At 56.3% G+C, this 22,142-nt stretch carries 21 protein-coding genes; 15 read left to right on the plus strand and 6 right to left on the minus strand.

Annotated elements, in window-relative coordinates; translation table 11 throughout:
* The first annotated feature begins 84 nt into the window (after positions 1–84).
* The 7 genes from QKW35_RS08770 (at position 85) to QKW35_RS08800 (ending at position 8,279) form a co-directional block, all read left to right on the plus strand.
* Positions 85–756 (plus strand): ABC transporter ATP-binding protein, encoded by a 672-nt coding sequence (locus tag QKW35_RS08770; protein WP_282352383.1) that lies wholly within the window; start codon positions 85–87, stop codon positions 754–756.
* Entirely contained in the window at positions 756–3,272 is a 2,517-nt protein-coding gene (locus tag QKW35_RS08775; RefSeq protein ID WP_282352384.1) for an ABC transporter permease, read from the plus strand. The genes QKW35_RS08770 and QKW35_RS08775 overlap by 1 nt, the downstream gene beginning before the upstream one ends.
* Positions 3,269–4,447 carry a lipocalin-like domain-containing protein gene (locus tag QKW35_RS08780; protein ID WP_282352385.1) on the plus strand — a complete coding sequence of 393 codons (1,179 nt, stop codon included), beginning with the start codon at positions 3,269–3,271 and terminating at the stop codon, positions 4,445–4,447. Before QKW35_RS08775 ends, QKW35_RS08780 begins: the two co-directional genes overlap by 4 nt.
* 60 nt (positions 4,448–4,507) lie before the next feature.
* Positions 4,508–4,735, plus strand: a complete 228-nt coding sequence (locus tag QKW35_RS08785) for a hypothetical protein (protein ID WP_282352386.1) — start codon at positions 4,508–4,510, stop codon at positions 4,733–4,735.
* 100 nt (positions 4,736–4,835) lie between these two features.
* Entirely contained in the window at positions 4,836–6,083 is a 1,248-nt protein-coding gene (locus tag QKW35_RS08790) for a paraquat-inducible protein A (protein ID WP_282352387.1), read from the plus strand.
* On the plus strand, positions 6,076–7,686 hold the full coding sequence (locus QKW35_RS08795) for a PqiB family protein (protein ID WP_282352388.1): 1,611 nt from the start codon (positions 6,076–6,078) through the stop codon (positions 7,684–7,686). The genes QKW35_RS08790 and QKW35_RS08795 overlap by 8 nt, the downstream gene beginning before the upstream one ends.
* A gap of 5 nt (positions 7,687–7,691) precedes the next feature.
* Positions 7,692–8,279: a PqiC family protein gene (locus QKW35_RS08800; RefSeq protein ID WP_282352389.1), complete on the plus strand. Its 588-nt coding sequence runs from the start codon at positions 7,692–7,694 to the stop codon at positions 8,277–8,279.
* A gap of 200 nt (positions 8,280–8,479) precedes the next feature.
* Here the strand turns inward: QKW35_RS08800 and radD are convergent, their stop codons facing one another.
* The 6 genes from radD to QKW35_RS08830 form a co-directional block, all read right to left on the minus strand.
* The gene (gene radD, locus QKW35_RS08805) at positions 8,480–10,222 is read right to left on the minus strand and encodes a DNA repair helicase RadD (RefSeq protein ID WP_282352391.1); all 1,743 of its coding nucleotides are present in this window, start codon (positions 10,220–10,222) and stop codon (positions 8,480–8,482) included.
* Positions 10,223–10,224: 2 nt separating this feature from the next.
* Complete coding sequence (locus QKW35_RS08810; RefSeq protein ID WP_282352392.1) at positions 10,225–11,490, minus strand: glycosyltransferase; 1,266 nt, start codon at positions 11,488–11,490, stop codon at positions 10,225–10,227.
* A 154-nt stretch (positions 11,491–11,644) separates the two neighbouring features.
* Positions 11,645–12,448 (minus strand): hypothetical protein, encoded by an 804-nt coding sequence (locus QKW35_RS08815; RefSeq protein ID WP_282352393.1) that lies wholly within the window; start codon positions 12,446–12,448, stop codon positions 11,645–11,647.
* Positions 12,449–12,512: 64 nt separating this feature from the next.
* Positions 12,513–12,809 (minus strand): helix-turn-helix domain-containing protein, encoded by a 297-nt coding sequence (locus QKW35_RS08820; protein ID WP_282352394.1) that lies wholly within the window; start codon positions 12,807–12,809, stop codon positions 12,513–12,515.
* A 107-nt stretch (positions 12,810–12,916) separates the two neighbouring features.
* Complete coding sequence (locus QKW35_RS08825) at positions 12,917–13,468, minus strand: DUF2058 domain-containing protein (protein WP_282352395.1); 552 nt, start codon at positions 13,466–13,468, stop codon at positions 12,917–12,919.
* A 92-nt stretch (positions 13,469–13,560) separates the two neighbouring features.
* A complete protein-coding gene (locus QKW35_RS08830; RefSeq protein ID WP_282352396.1) occupies positions 13,561–14,193 on the minus strand; it encodes a DUF1614 domain-containing protein in 633 nt (210 codons plus the stop codon).
* A 164-nt stretch (positions 14,194–14,357) separates the two neighbouring features.
* Between QKW35_RS08830 and QKW35_RS08835 the strand changes: the two genes are divergently transcribed.
* From QKW35_RS08835 to QKW35_RS08870, 8 genes are all read left to right on the plus strand, one after another.
* Positions 14,358–15,965: an SPOR domain-containing protein gene (locus QKW35_RS08835; protein WP_282352397.1), complete on the plus strand. Its 1,608-nt coding sequence runs from the start codon at positions 14,358–14,360 to the stop codon at positions 15,963–15,965.
* 45 nt (positions 15,966–16,010) lie between these two features.
* A complete protein-coding gene (locus tag QKW35_RS08840) occupies positions 16,011–16,994 on the plus strand; it encodes a serine/threonine protein kinase (protein WP_282352398.1) in 984 nt (327 codons plus the stop codon).
* 97 nt (positions 16,995–17,091) lie between these two features.
* The gene (dnaX, locus tag QKW35_RS08845) at positions 17,092–19,176 is read left to right on the plus strand and encodes a DNA polymerase III subunit gamma/tau (protein ID WP_282352399.1); all 2,085 of its coding nucleotides are present in this window, start codon (positions 17,092–17,094) and stop codon (positions 19,174–19,176) included.
* Between the two features lie 17 nt (positions 19,177–19,193).
* Positions 19,194–19,520: a YbaB/EbfC family nucleoid-associated protein gene (locus QKW35_RS08850; protein WP_282352400.1), complete on the plus strand. Its 327-nt coding sequence runs from the start codon at positions 19,194–19,196 to the stop codon at positions 19,518–19,520.
* A gap of 3 nt (positions 19,521–19,523) precedes the next feature.
* Positions 19,524–20,123 (plus strand): recombination mediator RecR, encoded by a 600-nt coding sequence (gene recR / locus QKW35_RS08855; protein ID WP_282352402.1) that lies wholly within the window; start codon positions 19,524–19,526, stop codon positions 20,121–20,123.
* Between the two features lie 22 nt (positions 20,124–20,145).
* A complete protein-coding gene (gene rnd / locus QKW35_RS08860; RefSeq protein WP_282352403.1) occupies positions 20,146–21,330 on the plus strand; it encodes a ribonuclease D in 1,185 nt (394 codons plus the stop codon).
* Complete coding sequence (locus QKW35_RS08865) at positions 21,330–21,617, plus strand: YcgL domain-containing protein (protein ID WP_282352404.1); 288 nt, start codon at positions 21,330–21,332, stop codon at positions 21,615–21,617. Before rnd ends, QKW35_RS08865 begins: the two co-directional genes overlap by 1 nt.
* Positions 21,618–22,055: a YcgN family cysteine cluster protein gene (locus QKW35_RS08870; protein WP_282352406.1), complete on the plus strand. Its 438-nt coding sequence runs from the start codon at positions 21,618–21,620 to the stop codon at positions 22,053–22,055. It abuts the gene before it with no gap.
* Positions 22,056–22,142 lie beyond the last annotated feature (87 nt).

Genomic DNA, 22,142 nt, shown 5'->3' on the forward strand with positions numbered 1-22,142 from the left:
CGAACGTGTTCGCAGGTTCCTTGAACTACTCGCCTGCGAATCACGTAGAGTGAGAGAGCGCATGTATGGAATCGGAGAGGGATGATGTCAGTACTGGAGGTTTCCGGCCTTTGTAAGTGTTTCGAGGTGGCTGGCGCGTCGCAGTCGATTCTTCAGGATCTCGATCTTCGCATGGACAGTGGCGAACTGCTGATGTTGCTGGGGCCTAGTGGGTCTGGCAAGTCCAGCCTGCTCAACTTGATTGCCGGGGTGGACAAACCCGATGCCGGTACCATTCGCATGTTGGGGCAGGACCTCACTGCGCTGGATGAGGCTGGTCGCACCCGCTTCCGGCGTCAGCATATTGGTGTGGTGTATCAGTTCTTTAACCTGATCCCAACCCTGACGGTGATGGAAAATATCCTGTTACCGCTCTCACTCAACGGTCGTCTTGACGAGCAACCTCAAGCAGAAGCCCAGTTAGAGGCGATGGGGTTGGCAGATAAACGCAACCAATTTCCCGAGCAGCTGTCTGGCGGTGAACAACAGCGTGTGGCGATCTGCCGTGCCTTGGTGCATAAACCGGCGCTGCTGTTGGCCGACGAGCCGACCGGTAGCCTGGACAACGACACCGCTGACCTGGTGATGGCGCAAATGCTAGATACGCTGAAGCGCGAGAAGATGACCACCATTATGGTGACCCACAGCGAAGCGCTGACCCAACATGCAGACCGTGTGCTGCGACTGCATCGGGGCAGACTGGAACCGGTGAGCTGATGATCGCCCGTGCCAGCTTTCGTCACTTCCGCCATCACCCCTGGCAATTACTGCTGCTGTTATTGGGTATCTCCCTGGGTATTGCCGTGGTGGCCGCGATCGAGATCACCACCGACAGTGCCCGGCACAGTTTCCGCGAAGCCCAGCTACAGATTTACGGTCGTGCCACCCACCATATCCAGGCACAGCAACCGATCCCCGAAGCACTGTATGTATCGCAACGACGCGAGCATAGCCATTGGCAAAGCGCACCGGTGATCAGCTCCTTAGTCAAAACCACGAGAGGTGAGAATCTGTTGTTGCAACTGATCGGTGTTGATCCGTTGCGCGAGCAGGATTTCCGCAATCAGCTGGGCCGGATCTCGGGTGGTGATGTTGGATTCAGCGACCTGCAGACCTCACCGGCTGCTGTGATGGCGCGCTCTACTGCTGCAGAGATCGGTGTGAGGCTCCACGAGCAACTGCCGCTGATCACCGCCAACGGCAAACAAACCGTTACCCTGGCTGGGTTTCTTGAAGATGATGGTGATCCGCGTCTGCAGCAGCTGTTGCTGATGGACATCGGTCAGGCGCAGCAGGTGCTTGGGATGGACGGTTATCTGTCCCATATCGATCTGATTTTGGATGCAGACGAGGTTGCCGCGGTAAGAGCCTGGTTGCCGGACGGTGTGCAACTGGAGGCGACTGAGGCGGCGCTGTCTGAACGGGCACAGCTGGCCAGTGCTCTCTACTTCAACCTGCAGGCGCTTGGGTTGCTGGCACTGGTGGTGGGCTTGTTCCTGGTCTTCAGCAGTGTGAGCTTCTCCCTGAGTCAGCGCCGTCCGATCTTTGCCCAACTGCGCACCCTTGGCTTAACGGTGAATGAGTTATACCGTTACCTTGCGATGGAGTTGCTGCTGATCGCTGCAGTGGGGACCGTGGCCGGGCTGCTGATGGGGATTGCATTGGCGCAGCTGCTGTTGGGGGTGATGCTGAATACCCTGTCGGATCTGTACGTTGCCTCGTCACTGTCGTTGCTGTTTTTGAATCCTCTCACGCTTGGCAAACTGGTTTTGATGGGCGTTGGCGGTTGCATGCTGGCGGCTTGGAAACCCTGCCAACAACTGGCCCATGTACCACCCACATCCCTGCAACAACGTTATCTGCAAGAGCGAACAGCGTTGCAGCAGAGTCGGCTGTTAGCTCGATATGGTGTGCCTGGATTGATGTTGATTGCCTGGGTGATGATGCTTTGGCACGGCAGTGGTCTTTGGGGCGCGTTTGCCGGTATCGCCGCACTGCTCCTGGCGGGGGCCTGGATGATGCCAATGGCCCTGAACGGTTTAAGTCATCTGCTGGAACGGCAGTTGTCGGGTACGCAGCTGGCGCTGCGAAAACCGGTATTGCTGATGCTGATTCGCGATAACCGTCGAAACCTGAGTCGCACCGGGATTGCGGCGATGGCGTTGATGATTGCGATCAGTACCACCGTGGGGATCGGCGGCATGGTCAGTAGTTTCCGGGATGCGGTGCAGCTGTGGCTGGCGGAGCGTCTGAACGCAGATCTCTATGTTTCCCAAACCCGCGTGCTGCCGGGGGTACGGACACCGCTCCCGCCTGAATTCATCGCCGATGTGGCGGCTCTGGAAGGCATCGAAGCAGTGGCAACATTGCGCCGCACCCAGCAGAGTGTTGGAGGGCGGCCGGTGAGTGTGTATGCATCGGAGTTGCCTATACCGATGCGCTCGGCTTATCAGTTTGTTAGCGGAGATCGGGACGTGATCTGGCAGCGCATGGCGCAACCCGATTCTGTACTGATCAGCGAGCCGCTGGCGAATCGGATGGGGCTTCATGCCGGAGATCAATTGCCAGTGCCTACAAACAGCGGTGAGCGCGAATTTATAGTGGTGGGGGTCTACTACGACTACGGCAGTGACAATGGCCGCATCCTGATGCCCGCGGCTACCTTTACGCGTTATTGGTCGGAGCCCCCCTACGGGCTCACCCTGTATCTGGCGGACTCAGCCCGGCTCGATGACATCGTACAGGCTATCCGAGAACGTTGGGGTGGGGCGCTGGATCTGAGTCTGCAGCGGTCTTCGGTCCTGCTGCAACGTTCTGTGGAGGTGTTTAACCGCACTTTTGTGATTACCGATGTGCTGCGGCTGTTGGCGCTGGTGGTGGCTTTTGTCGGAATCTTGAGCAGCCTGTTGGCGATTCAACTGGAGCGTCAGGAGGAGGTCTCGCTGCTGAAGGCGGTGGGGCTGAACCGGCTGGAGCTGGTTTCCTTGCTGTTAGGGCAATCTCTGTTGCTGGGATTTGGCGCAGGGGTATTGGCCATACCGGTAGGTGAGTTACTGGCGTGGGGATTAACCCATGTGGTCCAACTGCGCGCTTTTGGCTGGAGTATTCCGTATCAACCGGATTTGGCCAACTGGTTGACGGCGCTTGGGTTGTCGGTGTCTGCGGCAGGACTGGCCTCGATCTATCCGGCTTGGCGTTTTGCCCATCAACAGGGGATCAGGCGATGGGAGTGAGAAAAACAGACATGCTAAAGCGTGGTTTTTATCCCCTTGTGGGGCTGTTGGTACTGGTGCTTTTTTTGGCGGTGGGATTGCATCAGCTGTTAGATCGCTCCGATGATAATTCTGAAGATGCTGAAGGTCTTTCGTTAACCGACTTTCTGAGTGCCGGATCAGAGCATGAGAAAGGTTTCGCCAAAGCCCGGCCGGATTATGTACTGAGCTTTCCCGGGGATCATCTGGCCCATCCGGCGTTCCGCAGCGAATGGTGGTATCTCAACGGTAACCTGCAGCACCGGGATGATCCACAACAGCGGTTTGGTTTCCAGTTCACCATTTTTCGGCAGGCATTGGCGACGCAAGAAAAGACAACAGGGTCCGGTTGGTTGACGCCGCAGTTTTATATGGGCCATACGGGATTAGGGGTGTTTAGCCAGGGGCGACACCTGACGGCAGAGAGGTTTTCCCGTCAAGGGCCGGGCTTGGCAGGCACCGAAGCAGAGCCTCTATCCGTGTGGCTGGAAGATTGGCGACTGCAGGCAGAGCAAAGCGATGACCTGTTTCCTGCGACGGTGTCAGCAGGTGTGAAGGGTGCGTTCAGTTACCGTTTACACCTGGTGCCGGAGAAACCACGTGTGTATCAGGGGGAGGAGGGATACAGCCCGAAACGTGAAGAGCCGGGGTTTGCCTCCCACTATTACTCCTATACCCGCTTGCGGGTCGAGGGCGAGCTGAAACTGGACGGTGAAACCATACCGGTCAGCGGTACAGCCTGGTACGACCATGAATGGAGCAGTAACATCCTGGCCGAGTACCAAACCGGTTGGGATTGGTTTTCGCTGCAACTGGAAGATGGGCGTGATCTGGTTTTTATGGAGCTGCCCGCCAGACCCGGTTCCGGTAAAAGAAACTTCAGGCAGGTGGCGCTGTTTGATGTGACGGGAAAACACCTGTCGGTCGATGCACAATTGATACAGCTGGAGGTGCGCGATCACTGGCGTTCACCCTCCGGGATTCGCTGGCCCTCCGGTTGGCGCTTACAGATTCCTGAGCATGATCTGGACCTGACTATCACGCCAAGGCAAAAGAATCAGGAGAACAACCTCTCGGTGCGCTACTGGGAGGGCGCGGTCAAGGTGACTGGAAGCCACAATGGGCAGGGATACGTGGAGCTGACTGGCTACGAGTAGAATAGCGTCAAGTCCAACCGGCACCTAAACTGAACACAGGTCATAACGTGGAGTAGAGCCATGCGAGTATCAGAGCTAAGAGATCTGGTCGCAATGGATCAGATCCGTGAGGGCCTGCTGAAGACCAGTCAGGACGGTTGGCAGGTTGCTCTGGAAGATTTTGAAGGGCACCAGTTTCCGCTTACCGATGCCACCGGGCGGGTAAAAACGTACCACTCATTGGATCGTGCCACCGATATTCTGAAAAGCCTGGGTGTGCGAAAAATGTGCATTCAGGAACGATTCTGAGAGTTGGTTGCCGGATAGTTTTCCTCAACAACTGTGAAATCAATATACTCCGATGCGCCGGGTGGGTGCGCATCGGCGGTAACTCCGCTATTCTCCCGTTATGAGCAATCACTTACCGGTCCTGACCGCCTCCCACAGTAACTTGCTCGTGTGTCATGGATGCGACCATCTGTTTGAAGATATCCCCTGTGAACACGGCCAGCAGCTTAGCTGCACCCATTGCGGTGAAGTGCTGAGGGTCAGCCATCGTAACTGGTTGACGCAGGCGGCTGCGTTTACCACGACCGGGATCATCCTGTTTATCCTGAGCCTGATGTTTCCGTTTATTGGCTTGGAAGCGGCCGGGCAGGAACATTCCACCCGTATCCTCAGTGGCGTTTCGGCGTTGTTGGAGCGCGAGCAATACCTGCTCGCATCGCTGGTGTTTATCACCATCTTCCTGATGCCGTTGGTGGAGCTGACCGGTCTCGGGTACGTTATCCTCTCGCGCCTGCTAAACCGAAAACCACCAGGGTTGGCGCGGGTGCTGCACTTGCTGTTTGTGATTCGCCCGTGGAACATGATGGAGATCTTTTTTATCGGTGTGCTGGTCACCACCATCAAACTGGGGGATATCGCCACGTTGATCCCCGGGGTTGGACTGTTCGCCTTCGCCGCGCTGATTGTGGTGCTGATCTACAGTCATACCCAACTCGACCGGGAAGCACTCTGGCAGTGGCTGATGTGGGACAACCAGTTTATAGGCCGCGAAGGTGAGCGCCTGATCGGTTGTCATGGCTGTGGTGCGCAGGTGGGGGAATCGTTGCTGGAGGTGAGCGATCAGTGTCCGCGCTGTCACAGTACGGTGCGCAAACGTATTCCCGACAGCTACCAGCGCACCCTGGCGCTGCTGATCGCGGCCACCGTGCTTTACCTGCCCGCAAACCTGCTGCCGATTATGACCACCGTACAGTTGGGGCGGGAGAGCAGCGATACCATCATGTCCGGTGTGGTACACCTGTTTCAGAGCGGTGCGATAGGCATTGCACTGGTGGTGTTTGTAGCCAGTATATTGGTGCCGATTGCCAAGATCTTTGCGATCGCCTATCTGCTTTGGGCAGTGAAGCGGGGGCGCACTGGGAATCCGCGCAAGCAGGCACAGCTGTACCGGGTAACCGAGTTTATTGGCCGCTGGTCGATGATTGATGTATTTGTTGTCACGCTGCTGGTGGCGTTGGTGCAGTTTGGAGTGCTGGCCAACATCGAACCCGGCGGTGCGATTCTGTGTTTTGCCGGTGTTGTGGTATTAACCATGCTGGCAGCTGAAACGTTTGATCCAAGATTGATATGGGACGCCCATAGTGAGTGAGCAACCAAAGGTATCCAAATCCAGAACCTTGTCACCGGTCTGGTTTATTCCACTGCTGGCGCTGGTAATTGCTGGCTGGCTGGCGGTGCGCGCCTGGCAGGAGCGTGGGCCGGAGATACAGATTGAGTTCAATGGTGCTTCCGGTATCGAGGTGGGCAGTACCAAAATCCGCTATCGCGATGTTGAGGTCGGCACCGTCAAGCAGATCCATCTGAGTGAGGATTTCAATCGCGTGGTGGTGACCGCTGAGATGGACGCCTATGTTTCGCCGCTGATCAACGACCAAAGTAACTTTTGGGTGGTGTCACCGCGGGTATCACGCAGTGGCGTGAGTGGGATCGAAACCCTGCTGTCGGGGGTGTATATCGAGATGGATTCGGGCGGTGAGGGCGTCGGTGAGCCGCAAAGCCAGTTTATCGGCCTGGAGGAGCCGCCATCGGTGCGTTCCTACGATAAGGGCAGCAGCTATCTATTGGTGGCGGATACGCTGGGATCGCTGGATATCGGCTCGCCGGTATTGCACCGGGAAGTGCCGGTTGGCGAAGTGACAGGCTACAAGCTGCTCACCGATCAAAGTAAGGTGCAGATCCGTATCTTTGTGAAAGACCCGTTTGATGACCTGATTCGTGAGCACAGCCAGTTCTGGAACGTGAGCGGGCTGGGGGCCACCATAGGCCTGGAAGGTGTAGAGCTGGATGTTGCTTCGCTCAGTGCATTGATTGCGGGTGGTGTGGCCTTTGATTCACCACCTGATCTCAGTGCCAGCTCGGGCCAGGCCGATCCGGGGCGCACATTTTACCTCTTTGCCAGCAGGGACGCGGTGAGTGAGGGGGCGATCTCGGTGTCTTATCCGTTCCTGTTGCGTTTTTCCGGTTCTGTTCGAGGCCTGAAGGTAGGTGCGCCGGTGGAGTATCTGGGCATTCAGGTCGGGCTTGTGGAGCATATTGCACTGGATTATGAGCGCCGCGAAAGCAGTGGTGTAAACGTACTGATCGCCATCCAGCCTGAGCGCATGGGACAGGGGGTGGTGCCATCTAAAGAGCAGGTCCTGGCTTCATTGGAGCAGATGGTGGCGCGGGGGATGAAAGCAAGGTTGAGCTCCGGCAGCCTGATCGGTGGCTCCCTGTTTGTGGATCTGGTGCCGGATGCGGGCGAACCGGGTGAGATTGTTCAATCGGGCGACTATCTGGTGTTACCGACCAGTGATAACGAGTTTAGCCAGCTGACCCGTCAGCTTAATTCCATTATGGACAAGGTACAGTCTTTGCCTATCGAAGAGATTGGTGAGGAACTCAAGAACAGTCTGAAAGGGCTGAGTTCGGTGATTGGTGATCTGGAAGATGCACGTCTAGGTGAAAATGCGGGAGGCGTGTTGAAGAACCTTAAATTGGCCACCGATGGCCTGGATGGCACAGCAGACCAGTTGGAGCGGACCTTGCGTTCGCTGGATCAGACCGTCGCACCGGACTCCGCACTCAGCCATACACTTACCAGCGCACTGGACGATATAGCCGATGCGGCCAAATCGATGAAACAGCTGACTGATCAACTGCAACGTTATCCGGACGCGCTCTTGCGTGGCCGTGAGGAAGACAAGGAATAAGGACGATGTTGTTACGCACCGTAATACTGGGTGTACTTGCCCTGGGGATGATCGGCTGTGCCGCTCAGCCACCAACCCATTACTACGACCTGACCGCTGTAAGTGCCCCAGCTAAGCAACGGTTGCCGCAGTCGGTTTCTTTGGGGATCGGTCCGGTCACGCTGCCCGAGCTGCTGGACCAGCCGGGCGTGGTCAGTCGCAAGGGCGATACTGTGGTCAATGTGGCCACCTACCATATCTGGGCCGGTGAACTGGAGCCGGCCTTTACGCGGGTGCTGGCGGAAAATGTGGCCCGCCGTCTTGAGCATGACCGTGTGTGGCCGTCTCCGTGGGATAACCGCTTCCGACCGGAATATCAGGTGCGGATCTTCGTCGACCGCTTTTCAGGGGAGGTGAACGGTGAGGTCGTACTCAATCTGACCTGGTCCTTGCTGGGGGATTATGGCCAGGAGCTGATCCGTACCCAGCGTTACCGTGGCACTGTGATTGCCGAAGGTGGTTACCATGGGTATGTGAATGCGTTGAATCAACTGTTGGCGGCGTTTTCAGAGCAGTTGGCAAGTGAATTGGTCGGGCAAGTTCCTAAATTGTAGGGCACCCTTTCAAGATGCCGGTATCCGCAGTATGCCAATGCCTGTGAGTAGCGGGAAATTCAATGGGCGAAGCAGGCTGTCGCCTGCTGGCGCCTTAAAAGACGCCCTACAAAGCGGCTGGGATAGTTCCCAAGCGGGCTCTTAATTACTGCTGCTAACGTAGGTTGGCCATTGCGCAGCAAGGCCCAACATAAAACCGCTCACCCCGGCTCATTCGCCTTACGATACCGCCCTTCGTAATCAAACAGCTTCTCTTTTACCCGCCAATGGTGGCCGCTCTTACGGGCGATCACAAAATCCGGCGCGCGAAACTGTTGGCTGATCGCCAACACCTGTTCCAGTGTTTTGAACTGCTGCGGGTGGCTGCCATCACCCACACGGCGGCCATACTGTTGGTTGAACACTTTGCGTTGTCCCGGATTCTTCAGGTCAAAGTGCTCGTTGACTTCAGCGCCCTCCTCGTCGTGGTAGGTGATCCGTAGTCGGCCATTGTTATCGCTCAACTCGATCCCGGCACACCGGATTACCAATGCATCCTTCAGCTTTAACGCGTTCTTGAGCATATCGTCCGGGTCGATGATCGCCTTGTCACAACTGTGGCAGCGGCGGGCGGCAATATCGTTTTCGGCATTGCAGTGCGGGCATTCCTTAAAGCGGAAGCGGTAGTCACATTGCACCTTCCGTCCTTGCTCATCCTCTTCAACGCCCTGACAGCGGCGGCCGTAGTGCTCGAGGATGTTGCCTTCGTCGTCGGTTTTGCCCCAGAAAATGTTGGCAAATTCGCACAGCGGGCAGAACACCTGTACCGGCGTGCTGTCGCTATTGGGTTTGGGCGAGCCCACTTCTGGATGGAAGAGGTCAAAGCCGTTACCCGCATAATCGATCACCTTACACTCTGATTTGCCTTCGGCGAGGCGCAGGCCACGACCTACAATCTGCTGGTAGAGGCTGACCGACTGGGTCGGGCGCAGGATGGCGATCAGGTCCACGTGCGGAGCGTCGAAACCGGTGGTCAAAACCGAGACGTTGACCAGAAACTTCAGTTCGCGGTTCTTAAAGCGTCGGATCAGGTCGTCCCGTTCAGTAGCAGCGGTAGCTCCGGTAATCAGTGCTGTTTCGGCCTCGGGAAGGTAACCAGCGATCTCTTTGGCATGGTCGACGGTGGCTGCGAAGATCATCACGCCCTGACGGTCTTTGGCCACGGTTTCCACTTGTTCGCAGATCGCGCGGGTAACCCGAGGGTGGCGTACCAGCAGCTCGTTCACTTCCCGCTCGTTGTATTCACCCCAACGGCTGGTGTTGAGGGCAGAGAAGTCGTACTGGGCGATGGGGGCATCGGTGAGTTCCGGTGGTGTCAGGAAGCCCTTCGTAATCATGTATCGCAGGGGCAGTTCGTAGATGCAGTGTTCAAACGGAGGATTTTCGCCGCCACGCACAAAGCCGTGATAGTGGTAACGGTAGATCCAGCCCATGCCTAAGCGGTAGGGGGTGGCGGTGAGCCCCAGTACTTTCAGCCCGGCGTTATGTTTCTTCAGCTGCTGGATGATCTGGCCGTATTGGCTTTCATCGTCCCCGGAGATGCGGTGGCATTCGTCCACAATCAGCAGGGAGTACTGTTCGGCGAAGTCATCCAGGTTACGAGCGACGGACTGCACGCTGGCAAAAGTCACCTGATGCGCGGTGCTTTTCTGCTTGAGGCCAGCGGAGTAAATGCTGGCCTTCAGATCGTAGGCTTCGTATTTGGCGTGGTTCTGCTCAACCAGCTCTTTTACGTGAGTGAGTACCAGAATCTTGCGGCGGGCGATCCGGCCCAGTTCGGCGATCACCAGGCTTTTGCCAGCCCCGGTAGGCAGCACGATAACGGCCGCTTCATCGCTTTTTCGGAAGTGGCGTACGGTGGCGTCGACGGCATCCCGTTGATAGTCGCGTAGCTGGAACGCCATCGTTACGCGTTAGTTGCCGGTTGAGGTTCTGCCTGCAGCTCTGCCAGCCGGGTTTTGGTCTCAATCCACTGGGACATGAACTGGGTGCTACGGTGGTGGTGATGGCGCAGCATGGCACCGGTGAAGTTGAACATCCGGTGGCTGTTGAGGGTTTCACGCAGCAGTTGGATATGTTGGATCAGTTGATCTGTCAGGGGTTTGCGGTCATACACCGTACGGATAATACGGTCACCCATTTGCTGGCAGCTGTGCCACTGCGCGTCGTTCTGGTACAGGCCTACAGCCGCCTGCGCGAAGTCGTGCGCGTTGTCCTCTATCTGGCCGCCCCAGGGCAGCCCGCCACTCATCGCCTCGGCACCGATCGGTGTGGTGACGTTTGGGGTGCCGTTGATCATCGCTTCCACCAGCTTGCCCTTAATGCCCGCGCCAAAGCGCAGCGGGGCCAGCAGTACACGCGCGTTGCGTACCACGTCGTCGGCATCCTCAGCCCAGCCCTTTACCAGAAAACCTTCAGTAGGATTATCCAGCGCGGTGGCTTTAGGGGGCGGATAGGCGCCGTATACATGTAGTTCGGCATTGGGCAGTTGCTTACGGATCTTCGGCCAGATCTGCTGCTTGAGCCAAAGCACCGCATCCCAGTTTGGCGCATGGCGGAAGTTGCCGATGCTCACAAAGTGCTGACGTTCTTCATACGTAGGTCGTGGCTGTTCCAGTTTCTGCGGGTCCAGCATAAAGGGCAGGTGGTGCAGCAGATCTTCGCTGACGCCAAATTGACTGGTCAGCAGCTGGATCTCGTAATCGGAGATCATCAGTGTCAGATCAGAGCGGTAGATCGAGGCGACCTCACGCTGAGCCATCTCGCTAAACAGATCTTCCGGTACCATCGGCCGCTGCTGCTTTAATGCGGTATGACGGGCATTGCGCAGGAAGTGCAGGTCTTCCGTATCCAGGATACGCAGGGCGTTCGGGCACGCTTTCTCCACCCTCCAGCCAAACTGCTCCTCCATCATAAAGCGGTCGAACACCACGATATCCGGTTGCAGGTTGGTAATGTAGCGGTCGAAGGATTCGCTGTTCAGCTCGATGCCGACGGCATCGATATTAAGTGCAGACAGATCTTCCATGTGGGCACTGAGCTGTGCAGGGCTGGCAAAGGTGACCTGCCAACCCTGGGCCTGGAAACAGTGAATCAGTTCCATCATATGGGATCCCGCCGCGGAGGAGCGCGGTTCGGGCCATACGTAACCGATAATCAGCACTTGGATCATGAAGAGGGACTTGTCCTTCAGGGTACTACGCTTAGGCGGTACGAGATGTTGGGAAATTTGGCTCAGTTTACCGAGGACGTGTGAAAATAAAAAGGCGACCTGTCAGGTCGCCTGAAGTACTTAAGGAGCGTAAGTCGATTCGACGAGTGTGCGATCAGTCGTTCAGCAAGCTGTACAGCACGTTGCGGTTCTGGTCGAACGTGTTCTGCTTCTCTTCGTCCGCTTCCTGGTAGCGCGCATCCTGTTCAACCAGGCTATCCAGAATCTGTTCCTGCAGCGAGCCCAACTGATCGACGAAACTCAAAGCGCTGTCGCTACGCTGCTGGTTGAGCATATTGGCCATCTGCCCCAGACGCTGACCACCGGCGTAGTTGTTACCGTGGTTCTGTACTTCCTGGTAGGCCGCAACGGCGGTGTACTGTTCACTGCGGCTCATGTTCAGTGACATGGAGCCGAGCTGGGAGGTGTCCATCTCGAATTCGGAGGCCTGTTCAAAGGCTGCCTGCACGTCGCCGTTAAAGAAGTCGTCGGCGATAAGACTCACGTCCTGAATCAGGTTCTGGATCGCTTCCAGTTCGTCATCGTTCAGGTCTCCTTCGATGGAAAACTGGAACTCGTTACGTTCAGCGCGGCTCACGTTGTAGACCGCTGCAAACCCGCCCTGTCCATCGCTGGTGGCACCCAGGCTGGCCTGCATGGCGCTGGCGTGGTCGAAGGTGATGGTAACGCGGTCACCCTCTTTCGTGGTCAGGTCCAGTGAGAAACTCTCGGCTTTGCTGTAGCGTTCAGCAGCCGACAGTGACATGCCGCCTGGAGGCGGTGGCGGCAGGTGCACAGGGTTAGCTGCTTTGTCCTCATTCCGTGAATCGGTCGCGTTGGCGTTGCCCGCCGCATTACCTTGTGGCGCACCGAGTGCGGTGTTGCCAAAAAGGTTTCCGTTCAGAATTGATTCAAGCATTGTGATTACCCCAGTTTGTACTGGGATAAGCTATCGGCGGAGCAGGGCAAAGGTTGAGGCATTTTTAGCGTGAAATCTGCAAAACGTCTTCGAGCAGCGCTAAGTTATTGTTTATCCAATGCGGGTCAATCGGGCCCCAGCAGTCAACCTGGAAGAAACCGGCATTGTTACGGCCTCCTTCCTGCTGAATGAAACTGCATTGGATGCCGATATCGGACAGATCTTTCAGGGTGTCCTGAATGGTGCGGCGGGGCATGCCGGTGAGTTTTTGCAGGGCTGTGACGTTGAGTTGTTCCTGACTGACCAGGTGGCTCAGGTAAAGTTTGCGGAAAAAGGCGCGCTGCTGTTTGCTGACTTCCATGGTGTATCCGTCCCGGTGTTATGGTTGCTTCGAGCTTAACACTCTGGCCTTAGATTTATGAGGGGCGGAAGCGAAAAGGGGAGCACCTTCGATGCTCCCCAGCCGTATTACCACATCAGATCATCAGGGATCTTGTAGTCTGCGTATGGATCGTCCTCATCCGGCTCCTCTTCAGGCTGGATACGGATAACCAGCTCCGGCATGCGCTGTTCGATCTTCTCTGCCATTACGTCCGGGATCAGGTGGTGGCTTTCACCCAGAATGGCGATCGCCAACTGACCACGAGTCAACTGCGCTTGCTGTTCGGAGGTTACGTAGATCTTCTTGATCTTCTTGTTTTCGACGAAGTTGTACGGAATCTCAGCGTCGGCTGGAATAACCAGCGCATGCTGCTTAATGATGTCGCGTACTTCCGCTTCGGTCGCTTTTACCGCACGTTCGGCATCGCGGGCCTTGTTTAGCTCGCGGTCGCGCTGTTGCTTCTCTTTACGTGCCAGCTCCAGCTGTTCCTGAGTATTGTCAGCCTCGACCTCGAGGCCTGATTTACGCGCAGCTTTGGCCTGTTTGGCTTTCTTACGTTTGTCTGTTTTAGCCTGTTTTGCTTTTTTCTGATCGATCAGCCCGGCTTTCAGCAGCTGATCCTGAAGTGATCCCGCCATCGGTGGTTGTCTCTTCGGTTGTTCCAATTGGGCGCAACTATAGCACAAAGCCCTTTGATTCTATTGCTTTGGATCGGCACATCGGTGTGTCCTCAGAGAAAATGCATCTGTTGCATGGTCTCTGCGGTCATCATTGCCAGTAATCCACTGAGGAAAATGGCATCTAACACACCGCCGCCGCCGATAATGATGGTGTTGGCTCGCTGTTCAGCCAATTTCTTAATCTGTGGCAAGTGCAACAGATCACCGCCAATCAAAGTGCCGAGTACGGCTGCGGAGTAGGCCAGTACCAGATAGTTTTCCGGATCGAGCAGCAGCGCGCCAACCGCTGCAAATACAACTGCACCAAACAGGTATACGATCATGCCGCGTTTACGATCTACCCGGGTCATCGGGTACACCACAGCGGTGACCAGCAGCGTGAGGATGATCATATCCATTGTGGCCGGTGGCTGGAGATTGAAGAAATGCAGCAGGAAGACCAGTGGCACCACGGCACCGCCCAGATTGATGCCCAGCTTTATCGGCGGACGGTCGTCATGGTTAGGGGATTCAAAGGAGAACAGTTGCAGACCCAGCAGACTGCCGAAGGTTGCGAGTGCCATGCCGATCGCCAGCTCTTTCTGGTCGATCTGTAACTTCGCCTGCACACTGTCGACGCTACCCAGTTTGAGAAAGATCGCGAAGATCACCAACGTAATAATTGCGTTTAAATATCGCGACATAGGGACTCCGCTGTATTCCAAACACTTGAAAAGTATAGCTTGCTGCTGAGGATTCCATTGACGTCATGCATGCTGGCAAGACGTACTCTCCATAGGAGAGCCAGGTCAGGAATGTTAAAGTAGGCACAATTGTGTCTTTCAGTTGATTAGAGGAACAAATAGGAATGACGTTCAGACCACTGGTCCGGTCCTGTCTGTTTACCTTGATGTGTGGCGTGCTATCGGTCGAAGCGGCCGAGAGGGTGGCGGACAGCTGTCTAGGGGCATACGGCAAGCAGGCGTATGCGACCGCTGCGCAGGTGTGTCGTAAGGAAGCCGAACAGGGTAGCGAGGCGTCTGCGTTTACCTTGGCAGTGTTGTACGCCAAAGGTTTGGGGGTGAAGAAAGATTATGCCCAAGCGATTACCTGGCTAAAGTCAGCCGCGGAAGCAGGGCATTCGGGGGCTGCCTATAACCTTGGCGTGGCCTATACCCGTGGCGACGGTGTCGAAGTGAATCTTTCGAAGGCCGTGCACTGGTTCAAGCAAGCGGTTGCATTGGGTAACCCCTATGCCCAGCGGGACCTTGCATCTTTGTATGTCGAAGGGCTCGGAATCGAGAAAGACCCAGCCCAGGCATATCTGCTGTACAAGGCATCCGCCGAGCAGGGGATTACAGTAAGTCAGCTCCAGACCGGATTGATGTTGTTGCGTGGTGAAGGTGTCGCACGTAATCCGGACGAAGCGAAGGTGTGGCTGTCAAAGGCGGCGCAATCCAATGATCCAACCGCGCAATACACTATGGGGCTGTTACTATCAGACGCCGATCCGCAGGCCAGTGCTGATTGGTACCGTAAAGCCTCCACGCAAGGCAACGGATATGCGATGCACAACCTGGCATTGTTTTACCTCTACGGTCGTGGGGTGAAACAGGATTATTCGAAAGCGCTCAACTGGGCAGAGAAGAGCATTGCGGCGGGTGTTTCCGAGAGCAAAGGCCTGCAGCAGCAAATCTTGCAGTTGATGGGGGAAAATCGTCCCGAACCCCATCAGTACGTCGTAGTACGTGACGCACGGTGGCTTGAAGCCAAGCCCGATGAAGACTACCTGATTCAGATCTCCCGTCAGGACAGTGAAAAGGCCGCATACGCCTACCTGGAAAAGCACAAAGTGACGGGCCCGATCGGCATTTACCGCGAAGCGCTGGCTGATAAAACAACCTACATCGTAACCTACGGTGACTACCGGGATCTGAGCTCCGCCAAGGACGCAGTCAAATCTTTGCCGGAGGGAGTGCAGCACTACAAGCCCTGGGTACGCAGTTACCAGAGTCTCAAGCAAGTGCTGGCAGAATCACCACCTGCCCAGAAGCTCAAGCCAGAGGTTGTTGCTGACACATCTGTAAGATTTGCCGCGAAGAAACCGGTTATGGCTGCAACTGTCGCGATTGAGAGCACTGGATCAACCGGTCGCCAACCAGCGAGTTGGTTGCTAAGTAAGCCCAAAAACGCAATCGCCATCCAATTGATGGCGGTGCCAAGCAGTCGGGAGCCTGAGATCAAGTCCTATCTTAAACACCATGGGCTCGTGGATTCCGCAGTGTATTACGAAACCCAGCGTGATGCCGGGCCCTACATGGTTGTGGTGCTGAACCGAGAATTCAGTTCTGGTTCGGAAGCCAAGGATGCGGTAAAACAGCTGCCTGCCGCCGTACAGCGCTTGAGACCCTGGGTGCGCACGTTTGGCTCGCTGCAAAGTAAATACCGTCAGTTAGGACAAGGCACAGCGCAGTAAGGCGCCGTGAAGATCATTTTTTGCATTTGGTATTAACGAGGAACTATGTCCAATAATCCCCATCCGTTCGAGACTCTGACCCCCAGCTTTATCCTGGACGCCATTGAAAGTCAGGGGTACTGGAGCGATGGCCGCAGCTTTCCGCTGAACAGCTACGAGAACCGTGTCTATCAGGTGGGGATTGAGGATGCTGAGCCGTTGATTGCCAAGTTCTACCGTCCGGGGCGCTGGACCGATGAGCAGATCCTGGAGGAACACCAGTTCAGCTTTGAATTGGCGGAGCAGGAGTTGCCGGTCGTCGCGCCACTTGTTAAGGATGGCGAGAGCCTGTTCCACGCCGGTGGCTTTCGGTTTGCGCTGTTTCCCCGCAAGGGCGGGCACGCGCCGGAGCTGGATAACCCCGACAACCTGTTTATCCTCGGTCGCCTGCTGGGGCGTATGCATTTGGTGGGGGCAACACGTCCATTTGAACACCGCCCGTCAATCGATGTGCAGAGCTACGGCCACGACAGTGCCGCTTTTGTCAGCGAACACTTTATCCCGGCCGAGCTGAAAACCTCCTACGACACGTTGACCCGTGACATCCTGCAGCTGATCGAAGACAAAATTGCGCAGGTGGGTGATGTACGCCAGATCCGTGTGCATGGTGACTGCCATGGGGGCAACATGCTGTGGCGTGATGATGCGCCGCATTTTGTGGATTTCGATGACGCCCGCATGGCGCCGGCAATTCAGGATATCTGGATGTTATTGTCAGGTGGCCGGTCTGAGCAACTGTCTCAGTTATCGGAGATCATCGACGGCTACAGCGAATTTAACGACTTCCAGCTGAAAGAGTTGCAGCTGATCGAAGTGTTTCGCACCCTGCGGATAATGAATTACGCTGCGTGGCTGGCCCGTCGCTGGGAAGACCCGGCGTTCCCGCACAGTTTTACTTGGTTTAACACGGTAAAATACTGGAGTGAGCACATTCTGGAACTGCGTGAGCAGTTCGCTGCACTTCAGGAACCTGGCTTAACGTTGGTTTAACCTCGGTGAGACTCCGCTTTACGCTGGCTTTAGCTAAGCCTAAACGGTAGCATAAGCCACTGATTTTCGATTATTTAATCCCCCGTGATGTGAGCCGATGAGTTATCAGGTACTTGCCCGTAAATGGCGTCCTAAACGCTTTCAGGAGATGGTTGGACAGGAACACGTCCTGAAGGCGCTGGTGAATGCGCTGGACGATGATCGGTTACACCATGCCTATCTCTTTACCGGCACCCGCGGGGTAGGTAAAACCTCCATTGCACGTCTGTTCGCCAAGTCTCTGAACTGTGAGACCGGTGTCTCCTCCAGCCCGTGTGGCGAATGCTCCGCCTGTCGCGAGATTGCCGAAGGCCGTTTCGTTGACCTGATTGAGGTGGATGCGGCGTCCCGTACCAAGGTGGAGGACACCCGCGAACTGCTGGAAAATGTGCAGTATGCGCCGACCCACGGCCGCTACAAAGTGTACCTCATTGACGAGGTGCACATGCTCTCCACACACTCCTTCAACGCGTTGCTGAAGACGCTGGAGGAGCCGCCTCCGCACGTTAAATTCCTGCTCGCGACCACCGATCCGCAGAAACTGCCGGTGACGATTCTGTCCCGCTGTCTGCAGTTCAACCTGAAGAACATGATCCCGGAGCGGATCGTGGACCACCTGAAGTTTGTACTGGGTGAAGAGAGCGTACACTACGAAGAACCGGCCCTATGGTTGCTCGCCCGTTCGGCTGACGGCTCCATGCGCGATGCGATGAGCCTGACCGATCAGGCGATCGCGTTTGGCGCTGGTGAAGTCAACGAAGCCGATGTGCGCGCGATGCTGGGTACCATCGATACCCGACTGGTCTATCGTATGGTGGAGTGTCTGGTTGACCAGGATGCACAGGGTTTGCTGGATGCGGTGAACGACTTGGCCCAATTCTCGCCGGACTACAACACCGTATTGGGCGACCTGATCAGCCTGTTGCACCGCATCGCTGTGGGGCAGGCGCTGCCAAGTGCTGTGGACAACAGCATGGGCGACAAGGAGCAGGTGCAGAACCTGGCATCCCGTATGCGTGCGGAAGACCTGCAGTTGTTCTACCAGATTGCACTGATGGGCCGAAAGGATCTGCCATTTGTGCCGGATGCGCGAGAAGGGCTGGAGATGATTCTGCTGCGTATGCTGGCATTCCGTCCGGCAGGTACTGCGCCTGCAGGGCGTCCGGCGAATGCGGGTGATGCTGCACAGGCTGCTCCGAGCTCAGCACCAGCGCCTACGCAGCAGCCAGGACCAGCGGTCAGTGCGCCAGCAGAACCACAAACGGCGCCCGTAGCAGTGCCGGTGCAGGAAGCGGCAAATTCAGCACCGCAGCCAACGCCACAGCCGGAACCTGAGCCGCAAGCACAACAGCCTGCAGCGCCAGCGCCACAGCCAGCATCTGAGCCTAAACCGATGCCGTCTGCTGCGCCGGAACCGGCACCGCAGGCGATGCATGCGGCACCGCAGCCGCCTGCACACACCATGGATGACGTTCCACCGTGGGAAGATGCGGACATCCCAGCGGATGACTACGACAACGGATACCAGGACCTGCCGCCGGCGCAGGGGAGTCAGCCAGGAAAAAAGCCTGAAGCTGTTCCATCTGCGGCCCCGTATGCGGCCGCTGACCCGGTTGTTGCCGCTCCAGCGCCACTGAGTGAAACTCCGGCACAGGACGGCGCGCAACAGTTGCCAACCGACGCAGCGATCTTTGAGCCGCTGAAACACAACCTGCAACTGGCGCAGGACGGTGGTGATCTGCCGCTACAGGCGGACGGTTTGCAGGTGGATCACTGGGTGCGCCTGGCAAGCATGATCGGCCTAACCGGCATGACCGCCAGTCTGGCTAACAACCTGTCATTGGAAGCGGTGAATGGCAATTCGCTCACCTTCCACTACACCGTCGAACAAAAAGCGTTGCTCAACGATGTGCAGCAGGAGCGTATTGTTACTGCGCTCAATAATTATTTTGCAGCCTCCCTTGATGTAGAATTTAGACAGGATTCGCAAAGCCGCGAAACGCCAAGTCTGTATATGCTGCGTAAGAAACGGGAGCGGCTGGCGTTGGCTGTGGAGTCTATTCAGAGCGACGAAACAGTAAAACGCCTGCAAGAACACTTCGATGCCGAGATCGATCTCGCATCTGTAGAACCGATTGATTGAAATTTGAGGATATCCCCATGATGAAAGGTGGAATGGGCAACCTGATGAAGCAGGCCCAGAAGATGCAGGAAAACCTGCAGAAAGCACAGGAAGAGATCGCCAAGGCAGAAGTGACCGGCGAATCCGGTGCGGGCCTGGTTAAGATCACCATGAACGGTCGTCACGACGTACGTGTGGTTGAGCTGGATGACAGCCTGATGGAAGAAGATAAAGAGATCCTGGAAGACCTGATCGCTGCAGCGGTAAACGACGCTGTACGTAAGGTAGAAACCAACACTCAGGAGAAAATGGCAAAAGTAACCGGTGGCATGCAGATGCCTCCAGGTTTCAACATGCCGTTCTAATCGATGTCGTTCAGTCCTTTACTGCAACAACTGATCACCGCACTGCGCTGTCTGCCGGGGGTAGGCCCTAAGTCTGCCCAGCGGATGGCGTTTCACCTGCTGGAACGTGACCAGCAGGGGGCGCTGTCACTGGCTGAGTCGCTGGAGCAGGCGATCGAAAAGATTGGCCGCTGTTCAAGCTGTCATACCCTGTCGGAAGAGGAGATCTGTGAAATCTGTTCCTCCTCCAGCCGTGACAAGGGATTGCTCTGTGTGCTCGAGTCACCGGTCGACCTGTTTGCGGTCGAGCAGACCGGTGGTTACGGCGGTTACTACTTTGTACTCGGCGGGCATCTGTCACCGATCGACGGTATCGGCCCGGAAGACCTGGGTATTGACCAGTTGCTGGAGCGGGTACGTTCCGGGGAGATTCGCGAACTGATCCTGGCGACCAACCCGACGGTCGAAGGGGAAGCTACCGCGCATTACATCGCCGAGCAGGTCCGTGATCAGGATATCAATGTGTCACGCATCGCCCACGGTGTCCCTGTCGGAGGCGAACTGGAATATGTGGACGGTGGCACCCTAGCGCACGCGCTGGCGGGCCGTCGCTCACTGCTGTAGGGCGCAAGCCTAAGGAAATCGTATGAGTCAGATCCCCGCTGCCTATGATTGGCAGGTGCTGGAAACCTCTGCCGATCAGCCGATCGTCATCACCGAGAATGCCAGCCTCGCCAAATGGTGTGAGCATTGGCAGACGTTGCCGATGGTGGCGCTGGATACCGAGTTTCAGCGGGTTGAGACCTTCTACCCGATTCCGGGGCTGATTCAGCTGGCGGATGATCAGCACTGCTTCCTGATCGACCCTCTGGCCGTCACCGATTTCGAGCCGCTGAAAGCCTTGTTCCGCAACCCGGATGTGCTGAAAGTGCTGCACGCCGCCACCGAGGATCTGGAGCTGTTCCAGAACAGTCTGGGTGTGTTGCCAGAGCCGGTATTTGATACCCAGATTGCCGCAGCGATCCTCAACTGGGGGTTCTCCATGGGTTTGCAGCGAATGCTGCAAACCGTGTTGGGCGTTGAAGTCGGCAAGCACGAAACCACCTCCGATTGGTTACGCCGTCCACTGACCGCCAGTCAGGAACACTATGCCGCCCTGGATGTGGCTTACCTGCCAGCGATCTGCCAGAAGCAGAAAGACGCACTTGAAGCGCGTGGCATGTTAGAATGGCTCCAGCAGGAAAGCGACGCCATGCTGAAGCAGGCGGTTGACGAAGATCCGGACGGGGCCGAGTACTACAAACGTTTCACACAGATGTGGACGTTGCAGCCCCACAAGATCGCAGCACTTCGGGATCTGACCGCGTGGCGTGAGCAAACCTGCCGTTCCCGCGATGTACCCCGAAACCGTATTCTGCGTAACCAGGCCTTGCTGGAGATTGTTAACCAGTGGCCAAAGAATAACTTTGAACTCTCCCGCGTGGATGAGATCAAGCGTGCGATCATTCGCAACGACGGTGCGCAGATACTGTCTTTCCTGAAAAATGCACAGAAAAGTGCGGAAGAGAACCCGCCCGAGCCGATTCTCCGACCGCTGCCGTATTTCTGGAACAAACCGCTGAAGAAGCTCAAAGCGATTGTGCGTGAGTGTGCCGCCGATCTGGATGTGGCACCGGAGATCATGCTGCGCAAGAAAGAGCTGGATGCGCTGATCCGTTCCGGTCTGGATGACAACAACTACCAGATGCCTGAGGCGGTCAGCCCATGGCGTGCTAGAGCAGTGGGTGAAAAACTGCTGGCCGCCCTGAAAGAGATTGGGAAACAAAACTGATGAAAATTTGTTCTGTATTCAAAAGTTCCCGTAAGGACGAAATGTACCTGTACGTGGACAAACGCGATCAGCTGAAGCGCGTACCGGAAGCCTTGCTGGAGATGTTCGGTGCGGCTCTGCACGTGATGGATATGCCGCTGACTGCAAAGCGTGAGCTGGCCCGTGTGGACACCGCCAAAGTGCTGTCTGAGATCGATGAAAAAGGCTTCTTCCTGCAGATGCCACCGCCAAAAGACGACTACATGCTGGACCTGCATCAAGACCGTCCGGAAACCGGAGTTCGCTAAGTGGCACACGAGGTTTTCTGGCGCAGTAAATCGCTGGATGCGATGAGTCCGCAGGAATGGGAATCACTCTGCGACGGCTGCGCTTTGTGCTGCTTGCACAAGGTTGAAGATGAAGATACCCAAGAGGTGTTTTACACCACGGTGGTATGTCACCTGCTCGACTTCGATAACTGCCGCTGTACCCGTTACGAAGATCGCTGCACACTGGTGCCGGACTGCGTCAAGCTGCGTCCGGAAGATGTGGAGGCGTTCCACTGGTTGCCGCCAAGCTGTGCCTATCGGCTGATCCATGAGGGTAAAGAACTGCCGGACTGGCACCCGCTGGTCAGCGGTCGTCAGGAGACAGTGATAGAGTCCAACGCATCGGTACTGAGCTACTACGAAGTGAAAGACAACGAGATCCGCGAAGAGGATTTTGTTGATTACATTATCGACTGAGTAGCGACGATTAGATCCAAAACTAAAAAGCCCTGGCTATCTGCCGCGGCTTTTTAGTTCTGACCGGTGTGATGTGTTGGGCAACGC

This window comes from Pontibacterium granulatum, assembly GCF_029961155.1.
GTDB lineage: Bacteria > Pseudomonadota > Gammaproteobacteria > Pseudomonadales > Balneatricaceae > Pontibacterium > Pontibacterium granulatum.

Excerpts from the sequence above, each read along its gene's own strand:
- QKW35_RS08775 (WP_282352384.1), top strand. The coding sequence starts at position 756 with ATGATCGCCCGTGCCAGCTTTCGTCACTTCCGCCATCACCCCTGGCAA.
- QKW35_RS08815 (WP_282352393.1), bottom strand. The coding sequence starts at position 12,448 with ATGCTTGAATCAATTCTGAACGGAAACCTTTTTGGCAACACCGCACTC.
- QKW35_RS08790 (WP_282352387.1), top strand. The coding sequence starts at position 4,836 with ATGAGCAATCACTTACCGGTCCTGACCGCCTCCCACAGTAACTTGCTC.
- QKW35_RS08835 (WP_282352397.1), top strand. The coding sequence starts at position 14,358 with ATGACGTTCAGACCACTGGTCCGGTCCTGTCTGTTTACCTTGATGTGT.
- QKW35_RS08810 (WP_282352392.1), bottom strand. The coding sequence starts at position 11,490 with ATGATCCAAGTGCTGATTATCGGTTACGTATGGCCCGAACCGCGCTCC.
- QKW35_RS08840 (WP_282352398.1), top strand. The coding sequence starts at position 16,011 with ATGTCCAATAATCCCCATCCGTTCGAGACTCTGACCCCCAGCTTTATC.
- QKW35_RS08830 (WP_282352396.1), bottom strand. The coding sequence starts at position 14,193 with ATGTCGCGATATTTAAACGCAATTATTACGTTGGTGATCTTCGCGATC.
- QKW35_RS08865 (WP_282352404.1), top strand. The coding sequence starts at position 21,330 with ATGAAAATTTGTTCTGTATTCAAAAGTTCCCGTAAGGACGAAATGTAC.
- QKW35_RS08825 (WP_282352395.1), bottom strand. The coding sequence starts at position 13,468 with ATGGCGGGATCACTTCAGGATCAGCTGCTGAAAGCCGGGCTGATCGAT.
- QKW35_RS08850 (WP_282352400.1), top strand. The coding sequence starts at position 19,194 with ATGATGAAAGGTGGAATGGGCAACCTGATGAAGCAGGCCCAGAAGATG.
- QKW35_RS08770 (WP_282352383.1), top strand. The coding sequence starts at position 85 with ATGTCAGTACTGGAGGTTTCCGGCCTTTGTAAGTGTTTCGAGGTGGCT.
- rnd (WP_282352403.1), top strand. The coding sequence starts at position 20,146 with ATGAGTCAGATCCCCGCTGCCTATGATTGGCAGGTGCTGGAAACCTCT.
- recR (WP_282352402.1), top strand. The coding sequence starts at position 19,524 with ATGTCGTTCAGTCCTTTACTGCAACAACTGATCACCGCACTGCGCTGT.
- dnaX (WP_282352399.1), top strand. The coding sequence starts at position 17,092 with ATGAGTTATCAGGTACTTGCCCGTAAATGGCGTCCTAAACGCTTTCAG.
- QKW35_RS08800 (WP_282352389.1), top strand. The coding sequence starts at position 7,692 with ATGTTGTTACGCACCGTAATACTGGGTGTACTTGCCCTGGGGATGATC.
- QKW35_RS08820 (WP_282352394.1), bottom strand. The coding sequence starts at position 12,809 with ATGGAAGTCAGCAAACAGCAGCGCGCCTTTTTCCGCAAACTTTACCTG.
- radD (WP_282352391.1), bottom strand. The coding sequence starts at position 10,222 with ATGGCGTTCCAGCTACGCGACTATCAACGGGATGCCGTCGACGCCACC.
- QKW35_RS08785 (WP_282352386.1), top strand. The coding sequence starts at position 4,508 with ATGCGAGTATCAGAGCTAAGAGATCTGGTCGCAATGGATCAGATCCGT.